This is a genomic window from Shewanella abyssi (assembly GCF_023284025.1).
In the GTDB taxonomy this organism is placed as follows: domain Bacteria; phylum Pseudomonadota; class Gammaproteobacteria; order Enterobacterales; family Shewanellaceae; genus Shewanella; species Shewanella abyssi.
In genome coordinates this window covers 46,732-72,135 of sequence record NZ_JAKIKR010000022.1, presented here as the reverse complement: position 1 = coordinate 72,135, position 25,404 = coordinate 46,732, and the positions used below count along the sequence as shown (strand labels likewise).

At 44.0% G+C, this 25,404-nt stretch carries 26 protein-coding genes; 3 read left to right on the top strand and 23 right to left on the bottom strand.

What is annotated here, in order from left to right; genetic code table 11:
• Nucleotides 1-623: 623 nt before the first annotated feature.
• The 12 genes from L2755_RS11450 to rpoE form a co-directional block, all read right to left on the bottom strand.
• A complete protein-coding gene (locus L2755_RS11450; RefSeq protein ID WP_248980828.1) occupies nt 624-974 on the bottom strand; it encodes a putative quinol monooxygenase in 351 nt (116 codons plus the stop codon).
• A gap of 96 nt (nt 975-1,070) precedes the next feature.
• Nucleotides 1,071-1,466 (bottom strand): holo-ACP synthase, encoded by a 396-nt coding sequence (acpS, locus tag L2755_RS11445; protein WP_248980827.1) that lies wholly within the window; start codon nt 1,464-1,466, stop codon nt 1,071-1,073.
• Nucleotides 1,467-1,812: 346 nt separating this feature from the next.
• Nucleotides 1,813-2,550: a pyridoxine 5'-phosphate synthase gene (gene pdxJ / locus L2755_RS11440; RefSeq protein WP_248980826.1), complete on the bottom strand. Its 738-nt coding sequence runs from the start codon at nt 2,548-2,550 to the stop codon at nt 1,813-1,815.
• A 159-nt stretch (nt 2,551-2,709) separates the two neighbouring features.
• Complete coding sequence (gene recO, locus L2755_RS11435) at nt 2,710-3,423, bottom strand: DNA repair protein RecO (protein WP_248980825.1); 714 nt, start codon at nt 3,421-3,423, stop codon at nt 2,710-2,712.
• A gap of 154 nt (nt 3,424-3,577) precedes the next feature.
• On the bottom strand, nt 3,578-4,570 hold the full coding sequence (era, locus tag L2755_RS11430; protein ID WP_248980824.1) for a GTPase Era: 993 nt from the start codon (nt 4,568-4,570) through the stop codon (nt 3,578-3,580).
• Nucleotides 4,567-5,244 (bottom strand): ribonuclease III, encoded by a 678-nt coding sequence (rnc, locus tag L2755_RS11425; RefSeq protein WP_248980823.1) that lies wholly within the window; start codon nt 5,242-5,244, stop codon nt 4,567-4,569. The genes era and rnc overlap by 4 nt, the downstream gene beginning before the upstream one ends.
• A 1-nt stretch (nt 5,245) precedes the next feature.
• On the bottom strand, nt 5,246-6,163 hold the full coding sequence (lepB, locus tag L2755_RS11420) for a signal peptidase I (RefSeq protein WP_248980822.1): 918 nt from the start codon (nt 6,161-6,163) through the stop codon (nt 5,246-5,248).
• 137 nt (nt 6,164-6,300) lie between these two features.
• Entirely contained in the window at nt 6,301-8,091 is a 1,791-nt protein-coding gene (gene lepA, locus L2755_RS11415; RefSeq protein ID WP_248980821.1) for a translation elongation factor 4, read from the bottom strand.
• 132 nt (nt 8,092-8,223) lie between these two features.
• Entirely contained in the window at nt 8,224-8,688 is a 465-nt protein-coding gene (locus tag L2755_RS11410) for a SoxR reducing system RseC family protein (RefSeq protein WP_248980820.1), read from the bottom strand.
• A gap of 92 nt (nt 8,689-8,780) precedes the next feature.
• On the bottom strand, nt 8,781-9,713 hold the full coding sequence (locus L2755_RS11405) for a MucB/RseB C-terminal domain-containing protein (protein ID WP_248980819.1): 933 nt from the start codon (nt 9,711-9,713) through the stop codon (nt 8,781-8,783).
• 12 nt (nt 9,714-9,725) lie between these two features.
• Nucleotides 9,726-10,322, bottom strand: a complete 597-nt coding sequence (locus tag L2755_RS11400; protein ID WP_248980818.1) for a sigma-E factor negative regulatory protein — start codon at nt 10,320-10,322, stop codon at nt 9,726-9,728.
• Nucleotides 10,323-10,347: 25 nt separating this feature from the next.
• Nucleotides 10,348-10,926, bottom strand: a complete 579-nt coding sequence (gene rpoE / locus L2755_RS11395; protein WP_248980817.1) for an RNA polymerase sigma factor RpoE — start codon at nt 10,924-10,926, stop codon at nt 10,348-10,350.
• A 449-nt stretch (nt 10,927-11,375) separates the two neighbouring features.
• On the opposite strand from rpoE, the gene nadB reads away from it, so the two are divergent.
• Nucleotides 11,376-12,986 (top strand): L-aspartate oxidase, encoded by a 1,611-nt coding sequence (nadB, locus tag L2755_RS11390; protein WP_248980816.1) that lies wholly within the window; start codon nt 11,376-11,378, stop codon nt 12,984-12,986.
• Nucleotides 12,987-12,993: 7 nt separating this feature from the next.
• Here nadB and L2755_RS11385 read toward each other — a convergent pair whose 3' ends face one another.
• From L2755_RS11385 to rppH, 9 genes are all read right to left on the bottom strand, one after another.
• Nucleotides 12,994-13,428, bottom strand: coding sequence for a protein YgfX (locus tag L2755_RS11385; RefSeq protein WP_248980815.1), 435 nt, complete (start codon nt 13,426-13,428; stop codon nt 12,994-12,996).
• Nucleotides 13,409-13,660 (bottom strand): FAD assembly factor SdhE, encoded by a 252-nt coding sequence (locus L2755_RS11380; RefSeq protein WP_248980830.1) that lies wholly within the window; start codon nt 13,658-13,660, stop codon nt 13,409-13,411. The genes L2755_RS11385 and L2755_RS11380 overlap by 20 nt, the downstream gene beginning before the upstream one ends.
• A gap of 89 nt (nt 13,661-13,749) precedes the next feature.
• Nucleotides 13,750-14,658, bottom strand: coding sequence for a transcriptional activator NhaR (nhaR, locus tag L2755_RS11375; protein WP_248980814.1), 909 nt, complete (start codon nt 14,656-14,658; stop codon nt 13,750-13,752).
• A 62-nt stretch (nt 14,659-14,720) separates the two neighbouring features.
• A complete protein-coding gene (locus L2755_RS11370) occupies nt 14,721-15,104 on the bottom strand; it encodes a hypothetical protein (protein ID WP_248980813.1) in 384 nt (127 codons plus the stop codon).
• Nucleotides 15,101-16,276, bottom strand: coding sequence for a Na+/H+ antiporter NhaA (nhaA, locus tag L2755_RS11365; RefSeq protein WP_248980812.1), 1,176 nt, complete (start codon nt 16,274-16,276; stop codon nt 15,101-15,103). Before nhaA ends, L2755_RS11370 begins: the two co-directional genes overlap by 4 nt.
• A 322-nt stretch (nt 16,277-16,598) precedes the next feature.
• A complete protein-coding gene (locus L2755_RS11360) occupies nt 16,599-17,450 on the bottom strand; it encodes a thymidylate synthase (RefSeq protein ID WP_248980811.1) in 852 nt (283 codons plus the stop codon).
• An 82-nt stretch (nt 17,451-17,532) separates the two neighbouring features.
• Nucleotides 17,533-18,333: a sulfite exporter TauE/SafE family protein gene (locus L2755_RS11355; protein WP_248980810.1), complete on the bottom strand. Its 801-nt coding sequence runs from the start codon at nt 18,331-18,333 to the stop codon at nt 17,533-17,535.
• Between the two features lie 71 nt (nt 18,334-18,404).
• On the bottom strand, nt 18,405-20,642 hold the full coding sequence (ptsP, locus tag L2755_RS11350; protein WP_248980809.1) for a phosphoenolpyruvate--protein phosphotransferase: 2,238 nt from the start codon (nt 20,640-20,642) through the stop codon (nt 18,405-18,407).
• Nucleotides 20,643-20,661: 19 nt separating this feature from the next.
• Complete coding sequence (gene rppH, locus L2755_RS11345; protein ID WP_248980808.1) at nt 20,662-21,183, bottom strand: RNA pyrophosphohydrolase; 522 nt, start codon at nt 21,181-21,183, stop codon at nt 20,662-20,664.
• Nucleotides 21,184-21,875: 692 nt separating this feature from the next.
• Here rppH and mutH point away from each other — a divergent pair.
• Nucleotides 21,876-22,547: a DNA mismatch repair endonuclease MutH gene (mutH, locus tag L2755_RS11340; RefSeq protein ID WP_248980807.1), complete on the top strand. Its 672-nt coding sequence runs from the start codon at nt 21,876-21,878 to the stop codon at nt 22,545-22,547.
• Between the two features lie 124 nt (nt 22,548-22,671).
• Nucleotides 22,672-23,748: an adenylate/guanylate cyclase domain-containing protein gene (locus tag L2755_RS11335; protein ID WP_248980806.1), complete on the top strand. Its 1,077-nt coding sequence runs from the start codon at nt 22,672-22,674 to the stop codon at nt 23,746-23,748.
• An 85-nt stretch (nt 23,749-23,833) separates the two neighbouring features.
• On the opposite strand, the gene oxyR is transcribed toward L2755_RS11335, so the two are convergent.
• On the bottom strand, nt 23,834-24,742 hold the full coding sequence (gene oxyR / locus L2755_RS11330) for a hydrogen peroxide-inducible genes transcriptional activator OxyR (protein ID WP_248980805.1): 909 nt from the start codon (nt 24,740-24,742) through the stop codon (nt 23,834-23,836).
• A gap of 191 nt (nt 24,743-24,933) precedes the next feature.
• Nucleotides 24,934-25,299, bottom strand: coding sequence for an Hpt domain-containing protein (locus L2755_RS11325; protein WP_248980804.1), 366 nt, complete (start codon nt 25,297-25,299; stop codon nt 24,934-24,936).
• Nucleotides 25,300-25,404: the final 105 nt, after the last annotated feature.

Below are 25,404 nucleotides of genomic sequence, written 5' to 3'. Positions count from 1 at the left end.
GGCTGCAGATCGTTGACCCTTACTCCAAATACAAAGCAAAGGTCGCTAGACTCCAGTCCAGAAGCGTTACTGGAGTGACGAATTGAATTAGCTCTAAGTTGTTTTGGGGCAAAAATGAGCTAGCTTCAGCCAGAAGTGGTTCCAATTGCCTGCGGCAGGCGTATGTGCAGATACTGCTGAGGCTCGCCGCAAGCACGTCCCTGTGGGCTCAACGAAAACATCCCTGTTTTCGACGGCCTCAGCCGCATCCACACTGGGTTATAAAAGCAGAATCATTTGGCATTCGAGTTATCCGTCAGAAAACATGAAAACTCAACTATAAATTCAAACTAACAGATAACATCCATCTCCCCCGTTGGAAATTTCGCTGTTTAAATTTCGCCGGGGCGCTGAGGGATTGACTCTTATTAAATCAACAGCGGGTACAAGCGCTTTGCCCCTTGGCTCGACTCTTGATTGCAATAATGGGCGAAGCGCCACGACTTTGGTCAAGCGTAGCTTGATAGAGCTGCATACAAACTATGGGGCATTAACGAGTTTGCTCCTGCCCAAAATACTTCTAAGCAACGACAGCAAGATAAAAAACTTATCTAATCCTCCATTATTAACGCGAATAATGTTACTTACTCGAAAATAGGTTTATCGTATTCATAGCCTTCATCAGTATAAGCCGTGACAATCACATCTTTAACCAGACCGCTATCAGCTTTCACTTGTGTCTCAAAAAAATGTTGGATCTGCTTTCTGCGACCATGAGCAGCCCATGAGTCGGCGTCTTGCCAGATCTCATTGAATACTATCGGATAAGCATTGCGAGAAGCACTTGGGTGGTAAACTTGGCGGGTTAACATATACTGAACACAGCCTTGCTCTCGATAAGAGTCAGGCTCCAGTGCCTTTAGCACCTCAAATAACTCTGCTTCTTTACCTTCTTTAGGTTGAAACTGCGCTAACACATACACTCGAGTTGTCATAATACCTCCTTCAATGGCTCAAAAGTTAACGTCACTCGCTACTTTTAGTGGGTTAAATGTACCATCTTGCTTAGTAATAACAATGCCCTAACTCTACTAAGACTCAAGGATCACAGTTGCTGTGGCATAGTGTTTCTCGTCAGCGATAGACAGATGCCCACGAACGCCACCGAGAAACGCTAATCGCTCGGCTGCGCCACCACTAAAGCTTACGATAGGAGCGCCATTGGCGTCGTTACTAATTTCGATATGCTGAAATGACACACCACGACCAATGCCAGTACCCAAAGCTTTAGCGGCTGCTTCTTTGGCGGCAAAGCGTTTAGCGAGGTATCGAGCGGGACTCGACGAAGCCACAAACACTTTGAACTCGGTTGTAGTGAGTACTCTTTTAGCTAAGCGATTATCCGCAAGCGCTACATCACCAGCACTTGATACACGTGATTCAATACGCGCTATCTCGACAATGTCAGTACCTAAACCAACAATCATACTTTATCCTCAATAGTTCCATATCGAATGAAAACACACTTTTGATGCTAGCCGTAGCTATAGACATATACATACGCAAAAATGACACCAATCGACTTCTATTCGGCCTCTAGCCTGCTTCTAACCGGCTTTCAACCTGCTTCTATTCGGCTCTAAATCGGCTTTCAACCTGCTTCTATTCGGCTCTAAATCGGCTTTCAACCGGCTCCTAACCGCCTTTAATTCGGCCCTAAACCGGCTTCTAGTCTGCTCCTATCCGGCTTCTAGTCTGCTCCTATCCGGCTTTAATTCGGCTCCTAACCGGCTTTTAGTCGGCTCCTAACCTGCTCCTAACCGGCCTTTACTGCTATTCGCCTCTACGGCCTTCTACCATCAACTGCTTCATATCACGTACCGCTGTCGCTAATCCATCAATAGCGGCTCGGGCGATAATCGCGTGACCAATGTTAAGCTCATAAAGCTCAGGAATAGCGGCTATCGGCTTAACGTTATGATAATGCAAACCATGCCCTGCATTAACCACTAAACCTTTACCGTGAGCATAGGTTGCCATCTCACTGATCCGGCCAAGTTCAGCTGCCGTATCGGCATCATTTTGCGCATCAGCGTAACAACCAGTATGGATTTCAATCACAGGCGCGCCAACGGCAACGGCTGCATCAATTTGAGTTGCATCAGCGTCGATAAATAGCGACACTTTAATGCCCTCTTTACTCAAACGTTTTACAGCAGCTGCGATCTTATCTTGCTGACCCGCGACATCAAGGCCACCCTCAGTGGTGAGCTCTTCACGCTTCTCCGGCACTAAACAAACATAAGCGGGCTTGATCTCACAGGCAATATCAAGCATCTCTTTGGTTACTGCCATCTCGAAGTTCATGCGCGTCTTTAGGGTTTTCGCTAACGTATATACATCTCTGTCGATGATATGACGGCGATCTTCGCGTAAATGGATGGTAATACCTTCGGCGCCAGCATGTTCGGCAACGGCAGCAGCATGAACAGGATCAGGATAATTAGTACCGCGAGCTTGGCGTAGAGTCGCAATGTGGTCAATGTTTACGCCCAGTAAGATCCGGCTCATGTGTATTCCTTTAATAGACAAATATAGATAGCGGTTATTGTACTGTGAGACTTCACGTTTTGCTAGCGAGAGGCCATTGTTACGCCACTGAATTATTTGATTGTAATGGCTGATTTAGATGGTTGGTTGCACGGATTGCTTAACCCAGTACAGCCAAACTTAACCTTTAGAAGTGGGGTTTACGGTGTTGGTACTCTTTTTAATAAACAGGCTGCGTGAATGCAATGGCTTATTGCCCAGCGTTGGTGCTAACAGCTGGCGCATCAACTTTTTGGCCTCTCGTGCATGTTCAGCTAATAAAGACTGCTCTTTAAGCGCGACTAACATTGCACCCGTAAAGAACTTGTGTTGATTATATGCTGTGGCAATGACAGGGATAAAACCATGATCTATTTCCAAACGGTAGAAACCACTCGCTGTGATGAAAGCGCCCGAGGGATCATTTTCGAGCGATGGCATTGTGCCGAGCTCTTGCAGCAATGCTAATTCAAAATAGCGCAGTTGGCTTTGGTTAAACTCTTTAGCCATAGCGATGAGTGTTTGATGGTAATTGAAAAATAGATCCTCGGCGCTATGTTGTACCGTTAAGCAGCGGATGAGTAATTCATTCAGATACAGTCCCGAATATAAACAATTGCCCGTCAATGGCACCGCAGGGCTTGCAGCTTCTACTTGTTTTAAGTTTTTAAGATCTGACTTACCTTGCAACTGAAAAATAAGCGGCTGGAATGGCTGTACAATGCTACGGATTGAGTTTTTTGTACCGCCTAAGCGTGCGACAGCGTCAACGCGCCCCTTGCCATCAACCAGCAAGTTAACCAGTACACTCGACTCACGAAAGGGTCTGCTATGAAGAACGTAGCCACGTTCCATGATTATCTCATTCCCATTTAAAAAAACACTAACAGAGTAAGCGCATAATTAAAGTGCGCATCCTTTACAATATTAATCACTATACGGTATTTATAGCTATAAAAATGCCCCTTCTTATCGCTAAAAAGAGGCATATTCTCAATTGCTGCTTAGGTTAGTCGTCGCCGTAGCCTAGGCTACGCAGTGCACGCTCATCATCAGCCCAACCAGACTTAACCTTAACCCACATCTCTAAGAAAACTTTATTATCAAACAAAGTTTCCATATCGATACGCGCTGCAGAACTGATTGTCTTGATGCGTTCGCCTTTGTTACCAATGACCATACGCTTTTGCGTTTCGCGCTCAACCAGCACCAGTGCGTTAATTTGATAGACGCCGTTTTCCATCATCTTAAACTGCTCTATCTCTACCGTACAATCGTAGGGTAACTCGTCGCCTAAAAATCGCATTAGCTTTTCACGGACGATTTCTGATGCCATAAACTTTTGCGAGCGATCAGTGACATAGTCTTCTGGGAAGAAATGTGGAGATTCTGGCACCGCCGCTACTGACATATCCAAGATGCGTTTAACGTTAGTGCCTTGGGTTGCAGAGATAGGCAATATTTCGTCAAACTCAAACTTCTTCGATAACGCTTCAAGGTAAGGGAATAGCAATTCCTTATCCTTAATATTATCGACTTTATTGATGGCTAACACTGTTTTACGGCCATCATTACGGCTTTGCAGTTTTCGCAGTACCAGGTCGTCATCAGGCGTCCAAGTCATGCCATCAACCACAAAGACCACTAAGGCAACCTCTGCAAGTGAGCTGGCAGCAGCACGGTTCATTAAACGGTTAATGGCGCGCTTCTCTTCCATATGAAGGCCTGGCGTATCAATAAATACCACTTGGCGCGGACCATCAGTATGGATCCCCATAATACGGTGTCGAGTCGTTTGTGGTTTTTTAGAGGTGATACTAATTTTTTGGCCTAACAGCTTGTTAAGCAAAGTTGATTTACCAACGTTTGGTCGCCCTACTATCGCCACCATACCGCAATAAGTCACTGCGTACTTAACCGCAGATGAAGGGTTATTCATCTGCGCGAGTAAGTCATCTAGACTCGGCTCATTGCTCTTGGGTAAATCTTTGTTGTTACTCATTTCTTTATTAACTCCAACACTTGCGCGGCTGCACTTTGTTCTGCTTTTCTGCGTGAACTAGCAACCCCAGCAACGGCTTGTTTCAAGTCTTCTACGACACATTCAACGGTGAAGGTTTGCTCATGGGCGTCTCCTTCAGTATGGACGACTTTATAAATAGGCAGCGGCTTTCTGAACTTCTGCAAATGCTCTTGCAGCAAAGTCTTAGGGTCTTTCTGATTAATGGGCTCGATAATATCCAAACGCGATGCATACCAATTGAGTACCAGCTTACGGCAGTTCTCAATTTCTGAATCAAGATAGATAGCACCAATAATGGCTTCTACTGCATCAGCTAAAATAGACTCTCGTCTAAATCCGCCACTTTTAAGCTCGCCTGGGCCCAGCTTTAAGTAGTCGCCGAGCTTAAATTCGATGGCAATTTCAGCCAGCATTTTACCGCAGACCAATGTGGCTCTCATGCGGCTTAAATCACCTTCCGTTGCTTTTGGAAACTGATGATATAGTGCATCAGAAATCACAATTGAAAGTATTGAATCACCTAGAAACTCAAGTCGCTCATTATGCTTATTAGAGGCGCTTCTATGTGTTAGCGCCTGATCTAAAAATGCTTGGTCTGCAAACACATAGCCTAATGTACGGCATAGTCTAGGGATATTTTTAATCGGTTCCATATTACACAATTCCGCCTACACGGTTAAAACGCACCCCAGTTGGGATCCAAGCTGGCAAGAAGTCAGCCGCTGTTCTATCAAATTCAAAACTAATCCAAATCGCTACCGCTTTGCCGACCAAGTTCTCTTCTGGTACAAAGCCCCAGAAGCGACTGTCAGTACTGTTATCACGGTTATCGCCCATCGCAAAATATTGCCCTTCAGGTACGATAAACTCGGTTAGCGGTACATTCTGTTGGCGATGATAGTAATTAATCATATCAGGGCGTGATGGGTTAATTAAGATATCATGAGTGACATCACCAAGCTGCTCTTTAAAACGCAACAATGGCGTACCATTTTGGGAAAACTCACCACGGTTAACTGAAGCTCTCTCCACTGTTTTTAACTCGGGACAAGGGCTTTGGCCCTCAGCACAAGCGAGTTGAATCGAAAGTTGCTTATTACGGTAGACAATTCTGTCGCCAGGCAAACCGACAATACGCTTGATATAGTCAATCTGTGGATTTTCAGGATACTTGAATACCGCCACATCACCACGCTCAGGCTTGCCGGTTTCTTTTAGCGTTGTGCGCCATACAGGATCTTTAATTCCGTAACTAAACTTCTCTACCAGAATAAAATCACCGACTAATAGCGTCGGCATCATTGAGCCTGAGGGGATCTGGAATGGCTCATAAATAAAAGAGCGCAGAATAAGTACAAAGGCGATAACAGGGAAGATTGACTTTGAAGTTTCAACGAACGCTGATTCACGCAGTATGACTTCGACACTGTCTTCACTAAGATCGACGTCTGTAGCTTGAGCCATTGCCAACTTCTCACGTCGCTTAGGCGCAAACAAAACCGCATCCGCCATCCACACCAGACCACTGCCTAGCGTGACAAAGACTAAAATAAGCGAAAAATAGGCTGCCATTATTAATTAACTCCTGCCAAACATAATTGAGTAGTGACGAAAATACCGCTGCCACTAAGGTTATACGCCAGTAATGAAAGCGCCGCAAACTGCGGCGCAAAGTCTAGCGATGTATTAACAAATCTGAACAAATCAGCTTAATCATTAAGCTTTAACACAGCTAAAAACGCTTCTTGTGGAACTTCAACGTTACCCACCTGCTTCATGCGCTTTTTACCGTCTTTTTGCTTCTGTAATAGCTTCTTCTTACGTGAAATATCGCCACCATAACATTTAGCGGTGACATCTTTACGTAAAGCCTTGATCGATGAACGGGCGATAATCTGACTACCAATGGCAGCCTGAATCGCAATATCAAACATCTGCCTTGGGATAAGCTCTTTCATTTTATTAACCAGAGCAAGACCACGATGGCGGACACTATCTTTGTGAGTGATCATCGCCAAAGCGTCGACTCGGTCACCGTTGATTAAGATATCAAGGCGAACCATCTCAGCTGGCTGAAAACGACTAAAGTTGTATTCAAGTGATGCATAACCACGACTGGTTGACTTCAAGCGGTCAAAAAAGTCCATCACAACCTCAGCCATTGGCATGTCGTAAGTAATGGCCACTTGATTACCGTGATAAACCATATTGGTCTGCACGCCACGTTTTTCAACACATAAAGTAATCACGTTACCCAAGTACTCTTTAGGAACCAAAATATTGGTTTCTACGATAGGTTCACGCATCTCTTCAATGTTGTTAATCGCGGGCAGGTCAGACGGGTTATCAACGTAAATTGTATCGCCTTTAGTACCGACCACTTCATAAACTACCGTTGGCGCAGTCGTGATCAAATCTAGGCCGTACTCACGCTCTAAACGTTCCTGGACAATCTCCATATGGAGCAGACCCAAGAAGCCGATACGGAAACCAAAACCAAGTGCTGAAGATGTTTCAGGCTCAAAGAACAACGAAGCATCATTAAGACTTAGCTTATTCAATGCATCACGAAAACTTTCGTAATCATCCGTTGATATTGGGAAAACACCGGCGTAAACCTGTGGTTTAACTTTCTTAAAGCCAGGTAATGGCTCTAGGGCACCATTCTTTGCAAGCGTCAGCGTATCGCCGACTGGCGCGCCATGGATCTCTTTAATACCAGCAATGACATAACCAACTTCACCGGTACTGAGCTCATTCGTATCTGTCTGTTTTGGGGTAAATATGCCCACGCGGTCAGCCGTATGGTTTTGCCCGGTAGACATAACTTTAAACTTATCACCTTTTTTCAGCTTACCGTGCTTGATACGCACAAGCGAAACGACGCCCAAATAGCTATCAAACCATGAATCAATGATCAAGGCTTGCAGCGGTGCATCTGGGTCGCCTTCTGGTGGTGGAATTTGCGCCACGATGACCTCAAGCACTTCTGCGATGCCCACACCCGTTTTAGCGGAGCAGCGCACAGCATCGGCAGCTTCAATACCAACAATATCTTCAATCTCTTCTGCAACGCGCTCTGGATCAGCTTGTGGCAAATCGATTTTATTTAAGATAGGGACTACGTCCAGTTCCATCTCTAAGGCGGTATAACAGTTGGCAAGCGTTTGCGCTTCAACCCCCTGCCCTGCGTCAACGACCAATAATGCGCCTTCACAAGCCGCTAAAGAACGTGACACCTCGTAAGAGAAATCCACATGACCTGGGGTATCAATAAAGTTTAACTGGTAAGTTTCACCGTCATTAGCCTTATAATTCAAGGTAACGCTTTGTGCTTTAATAGTAATACCGCGCTCACGTTCTAGATCCATTGAATCTAAAACCTGGGAAGCCATTTCACGATCGGATAAACCACCGCAATCTTGGATAAGGCGATCTGAGAGTGTTGATTTGCCGTGGTCAATATGGGTAATTATCGAAAAGTTTCTAATGTGCTTCATTATGCTGGGATGACTAAACTCGAAGTTGAAAACAATTTTTAAGGTGCAGAATTGTACCCGATTGCGGCTTTAATACCAATTTTTAAAATGATTTTGCAATGGAATATTAAAACTGCGGCTAGGTAACTGCGGTTATTGTGCTATATCTATTGGTCTGCCAAGCGATTTAATGATGATTGGCAGTGCCTTTTCCTCTAAAGCTATCGCCCATTTTTTGCCTATAGCCCAAGCACTAACGCCACCAATGAGCGCCCCTGCAATCGATAACAGGTCTTGATTTACCTCTAAACCTATTGCAAAGAGGTTGCCACTATAAGCGCCGATAAAGAAACCTAACAATGGCAGGATATAAACCAATAAAGCGGCTTTTAGAATGACGCTTTCAGGAAGGCCAAGCTTTAGGCGCTCCCCTTGAGCAAAAACACCCTCAGTTTGAATCGAAAAACGCTGAACTTTTGCAGAAAAGGCTTTCGCGACAGCTGATGTGCCACAAGAATCACTACTTTCACAGTGATTACAGGCACTCTTCATCTCAACCTCAACAACGACCCAGCCAGAGTTGCTGTTTGCGACAACTTTGGCAACCTCTTCCATCATAATATGTACCCATTCAACTTGAAAATGCTCATTTCAGAGACGTTGTGCCAGCTCAGTTCTAGGCGTATTAACGTAGAACGGGTATAAAAACCTTACTGCAGCATGATGCTTTTGGCGATACGGCTCAATGTTTCCGCAGGCACTTTACCCACAGCAACAACCTCAGCATTACCAACACGTTCACTGGCAAGTGATAAGCCATTACGTGTGACAAGTTCGTCGGGCAGTGGTGCTTCACCTGCTTTGGCTACATAGACAGAGATACTGGCTAAACCATCACTAATGGCAATGTACTCAACCGCCTCCTTGCTGCCAATGAGTCGATGCTGATCTTTTACCAGTACTTTAAAGCCTTCTGGTAACCAGCCGAACTGCCAATCTTCTGCACCAGCACGCTCAGACTGCGCCATAACAGCAGGCCATTCTTGCTTGTGTGCCTCTTTCAATATCGAAGGCACCTCTTCCAACACTAGCAGTTCAACCACCATAAGCTGCTCTAATAGCTGCTTATCGTTGTTAATCATATCGAGTCGCAGTGGTAAATAGGTGTCCATATCTAACCAGACTTGATAACCATAACGATTAGTATCATTGGGAATAATGCGCACTAACTGCCCTGGTCTTCCGGCTATTCTGCTACGGCCACCCAACACAAACTTATAACCCGCTTCAAGCTTAGAGACATCATCAGCAAAAGCGGCTGGAATGACACCTTGAATGCGGTTTGCATGGACACTATAGGCGGGTTGATCGTGCTCAATAAAGGTGACGGTATTCCCGACACGCACCGCGTTCTTTGGTGGTCCATTGAGATGCTCTAAAAATGCCACTTCTTGACCATTTACCTTGCCATGGATATACACCAACGGACGAATATGATCGGCTTGAATTTGGATAAGGGATATTTTGAATTCTTGTTCACGCAGTGCTTGGCTCATATTTTCTAGCCAAGCTTTGGCGGATATGTCTTCCTGCGCCATCGCGGGAAGACTTATGGCTAAGATAGCCAATAGGATTAGACGCAAGCTAACTCCTTGTTACTGATTGACAGGTATTGTATCTACCTCGCTATTGTCCTCTATATTGACACCATTATTCAATCTCTGTTGTAACAAATGATCTTGAATATAGGCATTGATACGACGACGCTGGTCAACAACTTGCTCATTGGTATAGCTCTGGTTTTGCTGAACTGCGCCAGTTTGCAGGCTTACTGGCGATGCGCTACCAATTAATGGACGAGTATTCAAAACAGGTAATGGTGAATTATCAAGCAATGTCTCTTGATTATAATTCTGTACACCTACCACGGCGACCATAGCTACCGATGCAGCAATTGCATATTGGCCAAATTGTTTGAAAAATGGCACAACGTTACTTATTGCAGGCTTGGCTTTAACTGTCGATTGCTTAGGAGCGATAATTGCTGGCTCTTCATCAATAACGGCCATAATACTGGCACTGAGATCCACTGATACTGTTTGCGGTAATTCACCACGCATTGCATCACCAATCATATGATAATCACGCCACTGTTCATGGGAATCTACGTCAGCCGCTAACTCAGCTAACATTTGCTCGTCGAGTTCACCATCGACTGCAGCAGATACCCATTCCTGACCTAATTTATCCATTTTTCACCTATCTTTATCAAGGGTGCTAGTTTTCTAGCAACGGCTTAAGCTTTTTATCGATTGCCTCTCGCGCTCTGAAGATCCGTGACCTTACAGTGCCTACAGGGCAATCCATGACATTAGCAATCTCTTCGTAACTCATACCATCAAGTTCTCTCAGTGAGATTGCCATCTTTAATTCTTCTGGCAATGTATCTAAAGTGTCGAAAACGACCTTTTGAATCTCTTCTGACAAGACTAACCGTTCGGGAGATGCAAACTCCTTTAACGCGTCACTGCCATCATAATATTCAGCTTCTTCAACATCGACATCATTCGCAGGCGTTCGACGCCCTTGTGCGACCAGATGATTCTTTGCAGTATTGACTGCAATGCGATACAACCATGTGTAGAACGCACTTTCACCCCTAAAGTTCGGTAACGCTCGATAGGCTTTAATAAAAGCTTCTTGCGACACATCTGCAACGTCAGCTTGATTTCGCACATAACGCGATATCAAATTTGCGACCTTGTTTTGATATTTTAGTACCAAAAGGTTAAAAGCGTTTTTATCACCACGCTGTACGCGCTCAACTAACTGTTGATCACTTATTTGTCCACTCATCCGAGCCGACTACTCCTAAATCTAATACTGATTTCTCAGCCGCTCGAATCATATTCACTTATGTAGACTAGCGAGTTTCAAAAAAGTTCTATAAAAATTTGCAAAAATGTCATTTTCTTTTAAGGGGAAGTAAACTAATACTCTATCAACAGCCTAATATCAGGCTAACAAACTGCTTTCCGCCACAGTTTATTGGACAATTAGTTTCTTATCATCAGCATATCTGCACTCAATATGCACTCTCCCACATTCAAATTAACGCTACCTTGCTATTTTAAGCTACCAAATACCTGCAAATTCATCAGGGAGAATGAGACAATATGCACCTAACACAACAAAGATAAAGCCCGTGTAGAAGCTAAACCAAACAGAAATGAACCCTGATAAGTATCCATATGCAGCATCTTGGTTTAACATGGTCTAACTCCCAGATCACTCTATGATACCTGATGAAACAAGTAGTTGAACACCAATCTGACATTTTGGTTATTGGCAGTGGTGCTGCCGGCCTCACTTTAGCTCTACATCTTGCTGAAAATTCTAAAGTTATTTTACTTTCCAAAGGTCCACTTAGCGAAGGTTCAACCTATTATGCTCAGGGCGGTATCGCCTCTGTTTTTGACGAAAATGACACCATTGAGTCCCATGTTGCTGATACTTTAGTTGCTGGAGCAGGACTTTGTGACGAGCCAGTCGTTAAGTTTACCGCTGAAAATGCAAGAGCCGCCATGCAATGGTTAATCGAATGCGGTGTTGCCTTCGATAAAGAGGAAACGACAGATGGCAGTCCGGAAGATGCGCCTTATCATTTAACCCGCGAAGGCGGTCATAGCCATCGCCGTATTTTGCATGCCGCTGATGCCACAGGTAAAGAAGTACAAGTCACACTGCAAGAGCAAGCAAGACGCCACCCAAATATTCAGGTACTAGAACGCTACAATGCCATTGATTTAATCACCACTCGTAAGCTAAACCGTCCTGGTAACCGAGTACAGGGTGCTTATATCTGGAACCGTAATTTAGAACAGGTCGAGACAGTAAAAGCACGTTTCGTCGCGTTGGCGACGGGTGGCTGCTCGAAAGTATACCAGTACACATCAAATCCTGATGTCGCCTCAGGCGACGGCATTGCTATGGCTTGGCGATCTGGTTGCCGGATTGCCAACATGGAATTTAATCAATTTCACCCGACTTGCTTATATCACGCAGATGCACGTAACTTTTTGCTGACAGAAGCCTTAAGAGGCGAAGGCGCATTTTTACGTCGACCTGATGGCTCCCGCTTTATGCCTGAATTTGATGACAGAGCCGAACTGGCGCCGCGTGATATTGTCGCTCGTGCAATTGACTTTGAGATGAAACGGTTAGGCTCAGATTGTGTCTATTTAGACATTAGTCATAAACCGGCAGATTTTGTTATTAAGCACTTCCCGACCATTCATAAGCGCTGTCTTGAGTTTGGTATCGATATAACCACTGATCCCATTCCAGTCGTGCCTGCTGCACACTATACCTGTGGTGGTGTGATGACCGACCTCCATGGTCAGACTGATTTAAATGGTTTATATGCCATCGGTGAAGTCGCCTATACAGGCCTGCACGGTGCCAACCGCCTTGCCAGTAATTCATTACTTGAATGCCTGGTTTTTGCCAGAGCCGCAGCCGAAGACATTGAAAGCCAACTGGGAAAGATCCCGATGCCGGGCACACTTCCGGCTTGGGATGAAAGCCAAGTCTCAAATTCAGATGAAGAGGTTGTTATCGCCCATAACTGGCATGAACTGCGGTTATTTATGTGGGATTACGTTGGTATCGTTCGCTCCGATAAACGTTTAGAGCGCGCCTTAAGACGATGCGCCATGCTACAGCAAGAGATCCAAGAGTATTACAGCAACTTTAGAGTCAGTAATAACCTGCTAGAGCTGCGTAACCTAGTCCAAGTTGCTGAACTTATTATCCGCTGTGCAATGGAGCGAAAAGAGAGTCGCGGCTTGCACTACAACATCGATCATCCGAATAAAGATCCCTTGTCTAAACCGACAATATTACAGCCCAAATAAGCAAGCTTCATAAAGACGGATTGAGCCGGCTTTGATAAGATTGCAACAACAGACGACACAGATGACGATAGCTTGTGTCGTCTAACATATCAGCCCATACCAACAGCCTTTTGACTTCAGTCCCGCATTGGATATCAAACATCAGCGCAAACGGTGTAATAATAGGTTTGCCTCTGATCACAAAGCCGTGCTTTTGGTTAAGTCGACCATTACCTTTTGCAGATAATATAAACTGACAAGACCAGTATTTTAGTTGCCAAAACTGCCAACTAAAATAGCTGATACATAAGATAAAGATTAGTGCTTTACAAAAAAGATAGCTCAATGACTCACCATAAGGCCAAATCATAAAAGAGCTGAAACAGAGACTCGCAACAACGACCAACGAGAGTCGTTGGTCGAAAGAGCTGGAAAGATGAAAACTATGCTGCTGGGCGCCCACGAACTCTAATTATCATCTCAGCAAATTCAGGATTTTTGCAGAGCTCATGTCCCATAAACCACGCAAAAAGCTCCGGGTCTTCAGACTCTAACAGCCTAACAAAAATATTTTTGTCAGCACTAGACATGGCTTCATAATGCTGTTCAACAAAAGGTTGTAACAACACATCTAGCTCCAACATGCCTCTACGACAAGCCCATCTGACTCTTGCTATTTTCATGGGTTCTGGCATTAATTCTGACAAGTTTGTTACTCCATCTTTAACAATGCCGCTAGTGTATACCTAAATGGCCTCTGGATACACCTAACAGGAGAGTATGATTATAGCTGTTGTACTGTCACATCATTACCCGCGAACAGTTCAGAAAAATCGGTACTCAATAGACGTTTAACTGCTGGGTGCTGGATCATACGTTCAGCAAACATCACATGATACACCTCTTTAATATCCGTAGTTTCACCCAGTAGCGTCATCCCGTGGGCCAAAATATCTTGCTTGTATATTGACGGAGCAACAAATATGCCTTGCTTGAAAAAACCAAATGCTTTCATCATGGCAGCATCATCAAACTCACCTAATATACTAACGTTTAGATTTTTTTCATCAAACCAACGCACTAACTGCTGCCCTAAAGACGTGCCTCGACTAGGTATAAGTAATTTGCCTTGTTCCAAACACTCAGGAAACGGTTTTGAATAGGTCTCAGCAGCGAAAAAGGCAATACCACTCTCGCCTAGCTGTTTAGAGAGGATCTCTGGGTATTTAAGACTTTCACCGGCGCAATCAGACAAAATCATATCCAACTTATGGGCTCTGAGCCGCTCCATTAAGCTTTCATGCGTTGCCTCATAGCAGGCCAAATGCATCGAGCCATCACTAGGAACCACTGACAACAATACTCGGCTTGTGAGCGCTTTTGACAATGCCGCGGCAATCCCTACTTCAAATCGAATATTGTCATCTTTTTGATAATTAAGAAGGTCTAGCATCTCATAGCTAAGGCTAAACATTTTATCTGCGTAACGAAATACCAGCTCACCGAGTTCTGTAGGCTCTAAAGAACGGCCAACGCGCTTAAATAAACTCCCTTTAAGGCTATTTTCTAACACGCGGATTTGGCCTGTTACTGTTTGCGGTGTTAAACATAATGCTTCTGCTGCTTTCGCCACCGAGCCTTTCTTTTGGATCATCCAGAAATAGTACAGATGGTTGTAGTTAAGGTTTGCCATATTAAATGCCATTGTTAATACAAAACAGGGTGACAAAAATGCCACCCTGTTTTGCTATTGAGCTACTTTAAACGTTGGCAGTCCATTAGACCAAACATTGCCGTTGATAGATCATCTGTAGTTTCAATTTTGCCGACGCTAAAGGCTTCAGCAAGTCCTGCGACTAGCACGTCTCTATCAGGAATTCGGCTCTGACAGAAGGTACGGTTCGCTTCTTGAAAACGTTTACCCCCTCGATATTTTAGCGCGCGAGACTGGTAACTATCTGACTCTAAACGTTCACCAACTGCAGCGCCTTTATACATAAGAGCGCCATCTACGACACCTTCTAAGTAGTTCAGGCAGTGGGCATCTTTTGTATCTTCATTACAGGCCTTAATCTGTGTCGCCGATACAGCAGTGCTAAAGCCTAGTGTTAATACCAGTGCTAATAGGGCTATTCTCATGCTTTGTCTCCTTTCTCTGGCAATACTTTAGATAACCAAAAGTAACCTATTGCGGCCGAAGCAAATGAACCTAATAGAATGCCCAGTCTGGCATAATCGCCATATACCTGCCCCTCACCAACAAAGGCAAGCGAAGAGATAAACATAGACATTGTAAAACCAATACCACACATCACTGCCACTGGCGTGATCTGATTCCAACCGACGCCATCAGGTAAAACAGCTAACTTTAGTTTTACCGCAAGATAACTAAATAGCATAATACCCAATGGCTTACCGACAAGTAGGCCCAATGCTATGCCTAATGGTACAGGCGATAACAATGAACTTAAGCTCATGCCACTTAAATCTACTCCAGCGTTAGCGAAAGCGAAGATAGGCAAGATGATGAACGTACTCCATGGGTGCAGGCTATGTTCTAAACTTTCCGATGGTGAAGAACCATCTTTAGCGCGCAGCGGAATACAGAAAGCGATAATAACGCCGGCTAACGTGGCATGAACACCTGACTTCAATACCGCTATCCACAAGATCATGCCTAATACACCGTAGGGGCCGAGCGCGGTAACACCTTTTCGGTTGAGTCCTACCAGACCAACAATCGCTGCAGCAGCCACCATTAAGCTTATCGTCGATAAATCTGTGCTATAGAACAAGGCGATGATAACAACCACACCTAGGTCATCGATAATGGCCAACGCTAGCAAGAACACTTTTAATGATACCGGAACTCGGCTTCCTAAAAGCGCCATGATCCCTAACGCAAAAGCGATATCGGTAGCAGCAGGAATAGCCCAGCCGACTTGTGTAATAGGGTCAGAGTAGTTAAAAATAAGATACACAGCAGCAGGGAAAACCATGCCCCCAATGGCAGCAAAGGTCGGTAATGACGCCTGCGCTCTACTCGATAATGCCCCTTCTAGCAGCTCTCTTTTCACTTCTAAACCAATAAGCATAAAGAAAAGTGCCATAAGGCCATCATTAATCCAGTGAATTAATGTTTTATCAATATCTAAACTGCCCACACGCACTTGCATCTCTGTATCAAGAAAACCTTGGTACATTCCCGCTAGTGGCGAGTTTGCTAAAATCATTGCTAGCACAACTGCGATCATCAAAAGAATGCCGCCAGCTGACTCTTGGCTTAAAAAGTTCCTAATAGCCCGTTCCATATTACGCTCCATAAAATCTCAATGTAACGAGTGTAGCCGATTACATACAAACTGAATAATCGTTTGCATCAGCCGTATACATCGGAATATCCGAGGTATCAAGTATGAGCCTGAGATGACTAAATATCAAACGGAAAAATAGATGATGAAATATGAGCAACTAATAAGGGATATTTGTTAGAAAAAAAGCTGTTTCGAGCGTTTAAATGGGTAAACTATCTATCAAGCATCGGTTTCCCTAGCAAAATGCTGACTAAACATTCAGTTCTACAAAATGACTCGCCTCGAAAATAACGATCAAAGCGAGTCAATTTAATTGCGATTACACCGAGAATGGGTATTTTATAGCGTCGTGATGCTCATAACCTGTCACTTCAAAATCAGCCATTGTTACCCATGTTTCCAAATCTTCTAATGATTTAATATCTGGATTTATGGATAACTTTGGTGATGCAAATGGACTGCGGATTAACTGTACATTTTGCATCAGCTGCAACTGATCTTCATAAATGTGGGCATTAACAATTTTGTGATAGGCGGTACCGGCTTTAAGGCCGGTAATCTGTGCTATTAACGCCAACAGCGTAAACACTTGTACCTGATTAAAGTTAAGCCCTAGTGGCACATCGCAAGAACGTTGAAAACTGGTCAGATGCAGTGTATCGCCAAGTAACGAGAAATTATGGGTGTGCATACAAGGCCTTAAACAGCCCATATGAAACTCACCTGGATTGTAAAAACTTAAAATCTCACCGCGGTCATCAATGCCTTTTGAAAGGTTATCAACAATTTTACGTAATTGGTCAATTGAGCCACCATCAGGTTTACTCCAACTGCGGCCTTGGACACCGTATACCCGTCCCATATCGTCAGTTCCTTTACGATAGGGGTTATCGAGCCAAGCCTGGTTATCGTTAGAATTTGCATCCCAGGTTTTGGCACCAATTTGACGAAAATCAGCTGCATTGTCGTAACCACGTATATAACCAAGCATCTCAGCAATCGCCGCTTTCCAAAAGCTCTTACGAGTGGTAATTAACGGGAATTCATTCTTATCAACATGGTAGATCAGGTCGGCATTAATCACTGTTAGGCAGCGTTTACCAGTGCGACTGTTTTCAACCCATGTACCTTCATCAAGGATCCTTTGACAAAGTGCTAAATACTGTTTCATGACAATTTACCTATAAAAACAAAATGACCGAATTAGCGCCGGTTCAATTTCAATGACAAGCTACTCTCTTACTGTAGTAGCATTATGTTAGTACCAGCTTCAGACCGACAATGGCCAAGAACAGGGCAAATATTTTTTTCAACTTAGCCGTTGGCCAATTGGTCGCAGCCTTGGCACCAAATGGTGCAACGAACATCGATGTGGCCACAATACCGAGTAATGCAGGTAGATAGATAAAGCCTAATGTCCCCTCCGGCAATGAAGCAACATTCCACCCTGCCAATGTATAACCAATACTACCAAAGAGCGCGATGAGTAAACCCGTTGCTGATGAAAAGCCTATTGCATAACGCATCTGTAATCCGCACCAAGTTAGGAACGGAATAATGAGTACACCACCGCCAATCCCCATCAACCCAGCGATTAGCGCAATTATTACCGCAGCTAAAAATAGCTTTATAGCGCTGGGCATTGCACGACTTGAGTTTGGCTTCATCGGGAAAGCCATTTGAATAGCCATCAGCATGACAAAAATAGCAAAGATCTGTTGTAACAAGCTCGCTGTTATTAGTTCTGAAATAAAACCGGAACAAATTGCGCCAAGGACAAAGCCTGGCAGCATGGAGCGAAAAAGCTCCCAAGGGATATTTTCGCGTTTGTGGTGGGCACGAGCAGAAGATAAGGAGGTAAGAATTATCGCCGCGAGTGACGTCGCAATGGCAACATGGGGCAAATGTTCAGCCGGAACGCCGACACTGGGTAATATATGCAATAGCGCTGGTACAGCAATTAGCCCGCCGCCAATACCCAATAACCCAGCCATGAAACCGATAACAGCACCAAGCGCCAGACATATGCTAAATACTACCAGCCAGTTTTCCACGCTAATACCCTTAAAATATTCGATTATGCTCCAAGCTTAAAGCAATCGGCTCAGTTAGTTAATAGCCAACCCTAGTTAAGCAGAGCCACGATGCCTTTTTTCTCGCAATAATCGCTGACAAGCGACTTTACCTCCTCTCCAGAGCCAAGCGCAAGCGCTTCATCTAACAGCGCACTGAGCTCCTTTTTAGAGACTCGACGCAATAGATAATTTATCCGAGATAAACTGGCTTGGTTCATACTGAGTTGATCGTATCCCATGGCGACTAACAAAATAGCACCCGTAGGTTCGCCAGCCAATTCACCGCACACACTAATAGGCAGTTGATTGGCTTTGCAGCGATCGACGGCAAATTTAAGTGCCCGAAGCACCCCAGGGTGGTAACTATCAAAAAGTGCATTTACACTTGGGTTATTACGATCTACAGCAAGCAGGTATTGGGTTAAATCGTTTGAACCAACAGAGACAAAGTCGACCCGCTGTGCCACTTCATCTAACTGATAGAGTAATACGGGGACTTCCAACATGATGCCGACCTTAGGCATAGATACGACTCTACCAAGCTCAGCCGTGAGCTCTTGATGCGCTTGTTCAAAGTAGACTAACGCAAGGTCAATCTCTTCCAAGTTACTCACCATCGGCAGCAAAACATGTAACTGGTCAGGAACACTTGCCGCTTGTAGCATTGCCCTTAACTGCACTAAAAACAATTCAGGGTGGTCTAAACTAAGCCTTATTCCTCGCCAACCGAGAAAAGGGTTATCTTCAACGATCGGGAAATAATCAAGCGGCTTATCACCACCAACATCCAATGTACGCATCACCACCGGCTTACCTTTGGCAGCTGTGAGTACTTTTCGATAGATCTCTAACTGCTCTTGCTCACCAGGAAAACACTGCTTCAACATAAACAATATTTCGGTGCGGTATAAACCGATCCCGTCAGAATCACAGCCCGTATCGGAGTCAATACTGCTAATCAAACCACTGTTGATATAAAGATAAACTCTTAAGCCATCAACCGTCACCGTCGGTAAAGGTAATTCTGCGGCATATCGACGTTGCAGCGCTTTCTCTGCCGCGATTAGACTTTTATATTCAGATAATATGGTTGCCGAAGGCTCAACCAGTAACAGGCCTCTATTGGCGTTGATAATCATTTGCCGTTTATCAAGGTCAGCATTCAAAATACCATTAACGCCGATGATGGCGGGCACGCCTAATGCTCGAGCTAATATCGCTGCATGGGAGTTAACCCCACCGAGTTCAGTCACGATACCTGCGAGTTTCTGTCTTGGGAATTCAGCCAGTAAGGTGGTACTCGCTTCTCGAACAATCAAAATAACCGGAGTTTCTGGCTCAAGAATGATCTTCTCTGGCTCAATCAATTGCCGTAGTACACGGCGGCCAATATCTTTGATGTCGCTGGCACGCTCTTTTAGATAGAGATCTTCCATGTTATTAAAATGAGCAATATAACGTTTAGACACACGGCATACTGCCGTTTCTGCGCTCCAGCCTAACCTAATCTCTTTTATGTACTCGCCGCCTAAGCTGGCTTTTTCAAGTAACAGCAATAATGCAGTAAAAATCGACGCTGCTTCTTGATCTTTTTCTCTATCAAAACGTTGAGATAAGCCACCAAGAATATCCTTACAGCGGTTCATCGCCAATTTAAGCCGCACCTCTTCCTGGCTAAACGCAGTAATCTTAATTTCTGTTAGATTAAACGATATCTGCCCACCGAGTAGTAGGGCTTTAGCAATCGCTATCCCTTTAGAGGCTGATTTACCCTCGTAATATAGCGGTTGCTGTGCAGTGTGGTTCACGACCGCTCTGCGCTTTAGCCCTTTAATCGCCATGGCGAGCTGCGCCGCAAGCGTCATTAAAAAAGCTTCTTCTCCCTCGCTAAATAGCCTTGCTTGGCTTTGTTGAACGACGATAACGCCTATTACAGACTTTTGATACACGATGGGAACAGCCAGAAATGCGCTATAGGCTTCTTCTGACACTTGTGGAAGTAACTTAAATCTAGGGTGAGCGGATGCATCTGCAAGGTTTACCGCTTCTTCACGCTGCGCTACCAAGCCGACCAACCCTTGAGTCAGTGGCATACTCACACGATTAACAGCATTGGGTTCTAGTCCGTCTGTTGCAGATAGGACAAGTTGTTGCTCTTCCAGTATATAGACAGAGCAACATTCTGTTGCCATGGCTAATTTGGTTTGCGTTACAAGCTGCTCTAACGCAAATTCAAGATCTCTGGCTGAAGCTACAACTTGTGTTATATCCCTAAGTGTTTTTAGCACTAACGCAAACCTCCCTTATTTAGCTTCTGCGCATACCTCTTCTTTTAGGTATCGACTCTTTAATCTGCAAAGGCAGTGTTGTCGGCGCAAACTCTTTCATCACTTTTCGATAAACATCGCGTTTAAATGACACCACTTGTCTAACGGGATACCAATAACTGACCCAGCGCCAATCATCGAACTCAGGGTGACCACTGGCATTTAAATTAATGGCACTTTCAGCGCTTTTTAACTGCAATAAAAACCATTTTTGTTTTTGCCCGATACAAACGGGTTTACTATCTTGTCTGATCAATCGCTTCGGTAGTCTATAGCGTAACCAAGATCGTGTAGATGTTAGAATTTGCACATGTTCTGGCTTTAATCCTACTTCTTCGTATAACTCACGATACATGGCTTCTTCTGCTGACTCACCTTCATCAACGCCACCTTGAGGAAATTGCCAGGAATGTTGGCCAAATCTTCTAGCCCACATAACCTGCCCAGAGCGATTACAGATAATGATGCCCACATTTGCGCGAAAGCCGTCACTATCAATCACATGGACTCCAATCTATTAACTATTAATGAATTGATTGTTTCACAAAGCTCGCGTTGCAGCAAATATCTGTTCCGCATATTCGTTGGATAAATCTAAGTAATCACCAACCTTATCAACAGGAGTCCTAGTTCAAAGCCAATGATATCCACAGAATCTGTGGATATCTCTGTTGGAAACTATCTAGAAGTCCAAATAACCTCACTACAACCATCAGTTACCAAAACAAAGCACTGATTCACGCCGCACTTTAAATCCATGCAAATCAATTATTTAGGTGCAACCGTAACGATTGATAACCTTAAGCAAACCTTAACTGTACGATATTTAACCAGTCAATTAAAAATCTAAAATCTGAAGGCTGCGATAATGATGTTATTCACAAATTCAAGTATACAGCGCCAGAAAAAAGCGCTTATTACCCTTAAAATGCCATTGACAGATCACATTCATTGCAGTAGAGCGGCTAAAAACTGAAGTTATCCAATAAAACTGTGGATAACTATGTTGGAAAAACAGGGAAAGCACAGGAGTAACCTGAACAAGTCACACTAGGACTATAATCAATAATGGCTTTAAATATTTATATTCAATAACTTACATTTATTTAACCCGCAGTATTTCTAGATACTGAAACTTTAGCCCATATTTTAACCACATTTGCTATATGGCAAAAATTTAGTAAAATATTTGCTATGAAAAAATCTACTCAACCACCCCGTACACTTGAAGAGCTTATGTCGCGCGCTGAAGCGATGGCAGGGATTACCCTTGGACAACTAGCAAACTACCATCAAGTTGAATCACCAAAAGATCTAAAGCGACACAAAGGTTGGGTCGGTCAGTTAATTGAATTGGAACTTGGCGCTCTTGCCGGCTCTAGACCTGAACCCGATTTTGTTCATTTAGGGGTAGAGTTGAAAACGATCCCTGTTAACCAAGTCGGCAAGGTACTCGAAACCACTTATGTTACCGTCGCGCCGCTGACAAATATTCAAGGGCTAACATGGGAGAACAGCGTCGTTTGCCATAAACTGCAAAGCGTACTTTGGATCCCTGTTCAAGGCGCCAGAGAGATCCCACTTTCAGATCGTCAAATAGGCTCGCCAATATTGTGGTGTCCATCCGCTGAAGAGACGGCATTATTAAAGCAAGATTGGGAAGAGATAATGGAGCTCATCGCCATGGGCAAAGTCGAAAGTATCACAGCACGCCAAGGCGAAGTACTGCAAATGCGTCCAAAAGCAGCCAACAGTCAGGTGCTCACCCAAAGTATTGACCATAATGGTGCATTGTCTAAAACCAACCCTCGTGGCTTTTATTTGAAGACACAATTCACTCAAAAAATCCTTTCTGGTCATATTTAAGTAAATTTGGCGCAAAAACTCACAACAATTTGACTTAGATCACAAATACTACTGGAAATAGTAGGGTGATGTTCTATAAACTAGCCCATCGTAAAAACAGCAGCTGTTGGATACCCCCTAAATCGTGAGAGCACGTAGACAAGCGAAAAAGTTAACCTTCGCTATTTTCGCTTGGACTGTAGCCATGGCGGCCTTCGTATTTTTTAGATACGCGCAAACGCCTGAACTTCCTCAGTGGGCCATTGGTTCCGCTGATTTAGCGACGCTTTCAATTTACATGGGAATTATTTTCGGCAGCCTGCACTGGATGTCAAACCTGATTGCTGACTTTAGCGCCATTAACCGCTTACCCTACGTGTTCTCTGTCATCTTTAAAGGCTTGTTTCTGTTATTAGGCGCGACCACGCTCGCCTACATTACCCAGTATCTCAACATGTGGGCAATCGAAAACCACATGACCACCTTACGACAGATGCTAACGGCACATGTTCTCTATAGCCCTGCTTTCCAAGCGCTTATCGTTTACTTAGTGGTGGTGCGAGTGGGGCTGGCGTTTATCGAACAAATGGCGCTACTCGTTGGCCCTAGAGTGCTATTTAATATTGGCCTAGGTAAATACCATAAGCCTCGATATGAACAACGATTATTCCTTTATCTGGATATGGTGGCTTCTACCACTCATGCTGAATCATTAGGTGATTACCGCTTTAGCCGCTTGATCCAAGATAGTTTTAGCTTATTAGCAGATACTGTCACCAATAATGAAGCCGAAATCTACCGTTATATGGGAGATGCTGTCCTCATACATTGGCCACTTAAAGATGGGGTAAAGCAAGACCGCTGCTTTAATATCTATCATGACTTTTCTCAGCAACTAAGCTGGCAGAGGCTTTATTTTGAAGAGCAATACGGTTTTGTGCCCAAGTTTAAATCTGCGGCTCATTGTGGCCAAGTTGTGGCTGCCGTTGTGGGTGTTCAAAAACAAGAGATTAGTTTCTTTAGTGATGTACTCAATACCTTGGCAAGACTACAAGATCAGTGTAATCCACTCGGTCAAAGAATGCTGATCTCAGGTTCTTTAAAGTCACGCCTCGACTTTGCTGATACCCGCTATAACCTCAATAGCCTTGGCCCGATTAAGCTAAAAGGTAAACAGCACTCTATCGATGTTTATGGTGTCACGCCCAAAAAACCCGTCTAGAAAGCAGTAATAAATAGCAATAAAAAAGCCGATAGTTATCTATCGGCTTTTTTAGTTTCAGGACTAAACACAGAGATAAATCGCTTTACCGAGCTTGTTCAAGTAGCTTCTGGATCTCTAACCCCAAGGTTCTAAATGTCAGGATGCGGCTAGATGTCTGACGCCAAACAAGACCAATATCCCGATAAGGTGTTTCGCCAGGCGGAGCCATGGTGACCAAATCAGTATTATTTAAAATCCCTGCATCTATCGCCATTTGCGGTAAGAATGTGGTGCCCAACTTACAATTCACCATCTGCACTAGCGTGTGCAAACTTGTCGCCGAAAATGGATTGATTTTAGTGCTCTCAGCTAACTGACATGCGCTAATGGCATGGCCGGTAATACAATGTTCAGCCTGCAATAAGAAAATGCTCTCATCTGGCAAATCTTGATAATCAATCGGCTCATGGATCTCGTCAGTTAGCTCTTGGTGCACTACCATTTTGAACGGGTCTATACCCACTTTCATACTATGGTAACCGCTGGTATCAACGGGTAATGCAAGTAACAAAAGATCTAGCTCACCTTTACCTAATGCATCGACCAGCCTATCAGTGGTGTCCTCTTTTAATAACAAGGTCAGATTAGGATAAACTTCATTACAGTGCTGAACCACTCGACTTAATAAAAACGGTGCAATAGTGGGGATGCAGCCCAAGCGGATTTCGCCAGTCATGGGTTCACCTTGATGCTTAACCAGTTCGACTAAATCATCAACATCCGTTAGCAATTTTCGTGAACGCAACACCACCTCTTCACCAATGGCGGTGAAGATAAATGATTTGTGATCACGCTCAATAAGTTGATGTCCTAATTGCTCTTCAAGGTTTTGAATCCCACTTGAGAGCGTAGACTGGCTAACATGGCAAATTTTAGCAGCGCGATTAAAATTTTGTTCTTGATGTAAATTAACCAAATAAAACAGATTTTTCAGACTAGGAAGATGTTTCATAAAGCAGATTACCAATGACGTTATTTATCGAAAGGTTCTATTTAACTCTATCACACTTTACCCTCCATTCACTTTAATAACGGCGGTAGAGTGTGAAGCAACGCAAACTGTTTTATCAACACAATCATGAGTAAAAAAAATGGCGCTGTTTAGTTACCTAAACAGCGCCATCTCAATATTTGCATCAGAGCCTATGCTTTTGACTCAAGATAACGCTTTAATTCTTGCAGATCGCTAGGACCATGGTTAACAATTTCGTTTAACCAAGCTGAATGATCATTGTCCCATGCAGCTTCTTCACCGTGCTGTAATAACTGCGCGAACTGTTGAATACGCTTTAAGCCTACAGAACCAGCAGCGCCCTTAAACTTATGAGCTTCACTGCACAGTGTATCTTTATCTTTCGCTTCATGAGCGTTAACTAGATTGCCGACATATTCTGGCATTAGTTGTTCAAACAATACGACACTTTTAAGTAGCGTACCTGCGCCAATTGCACTGCAGTACTGCTCCAGTGTATTAAGATCCAAAATTGATTCTAATTCAGCTGTTGCCATCTAGGCACCTCTCAAAATGTTTGCCGTGTATTTAAAAGACGATTTTACCACATAATACCCGCTAAAATGGTGGGCGCAACCACTAGTGACATATGTAGCTAAATT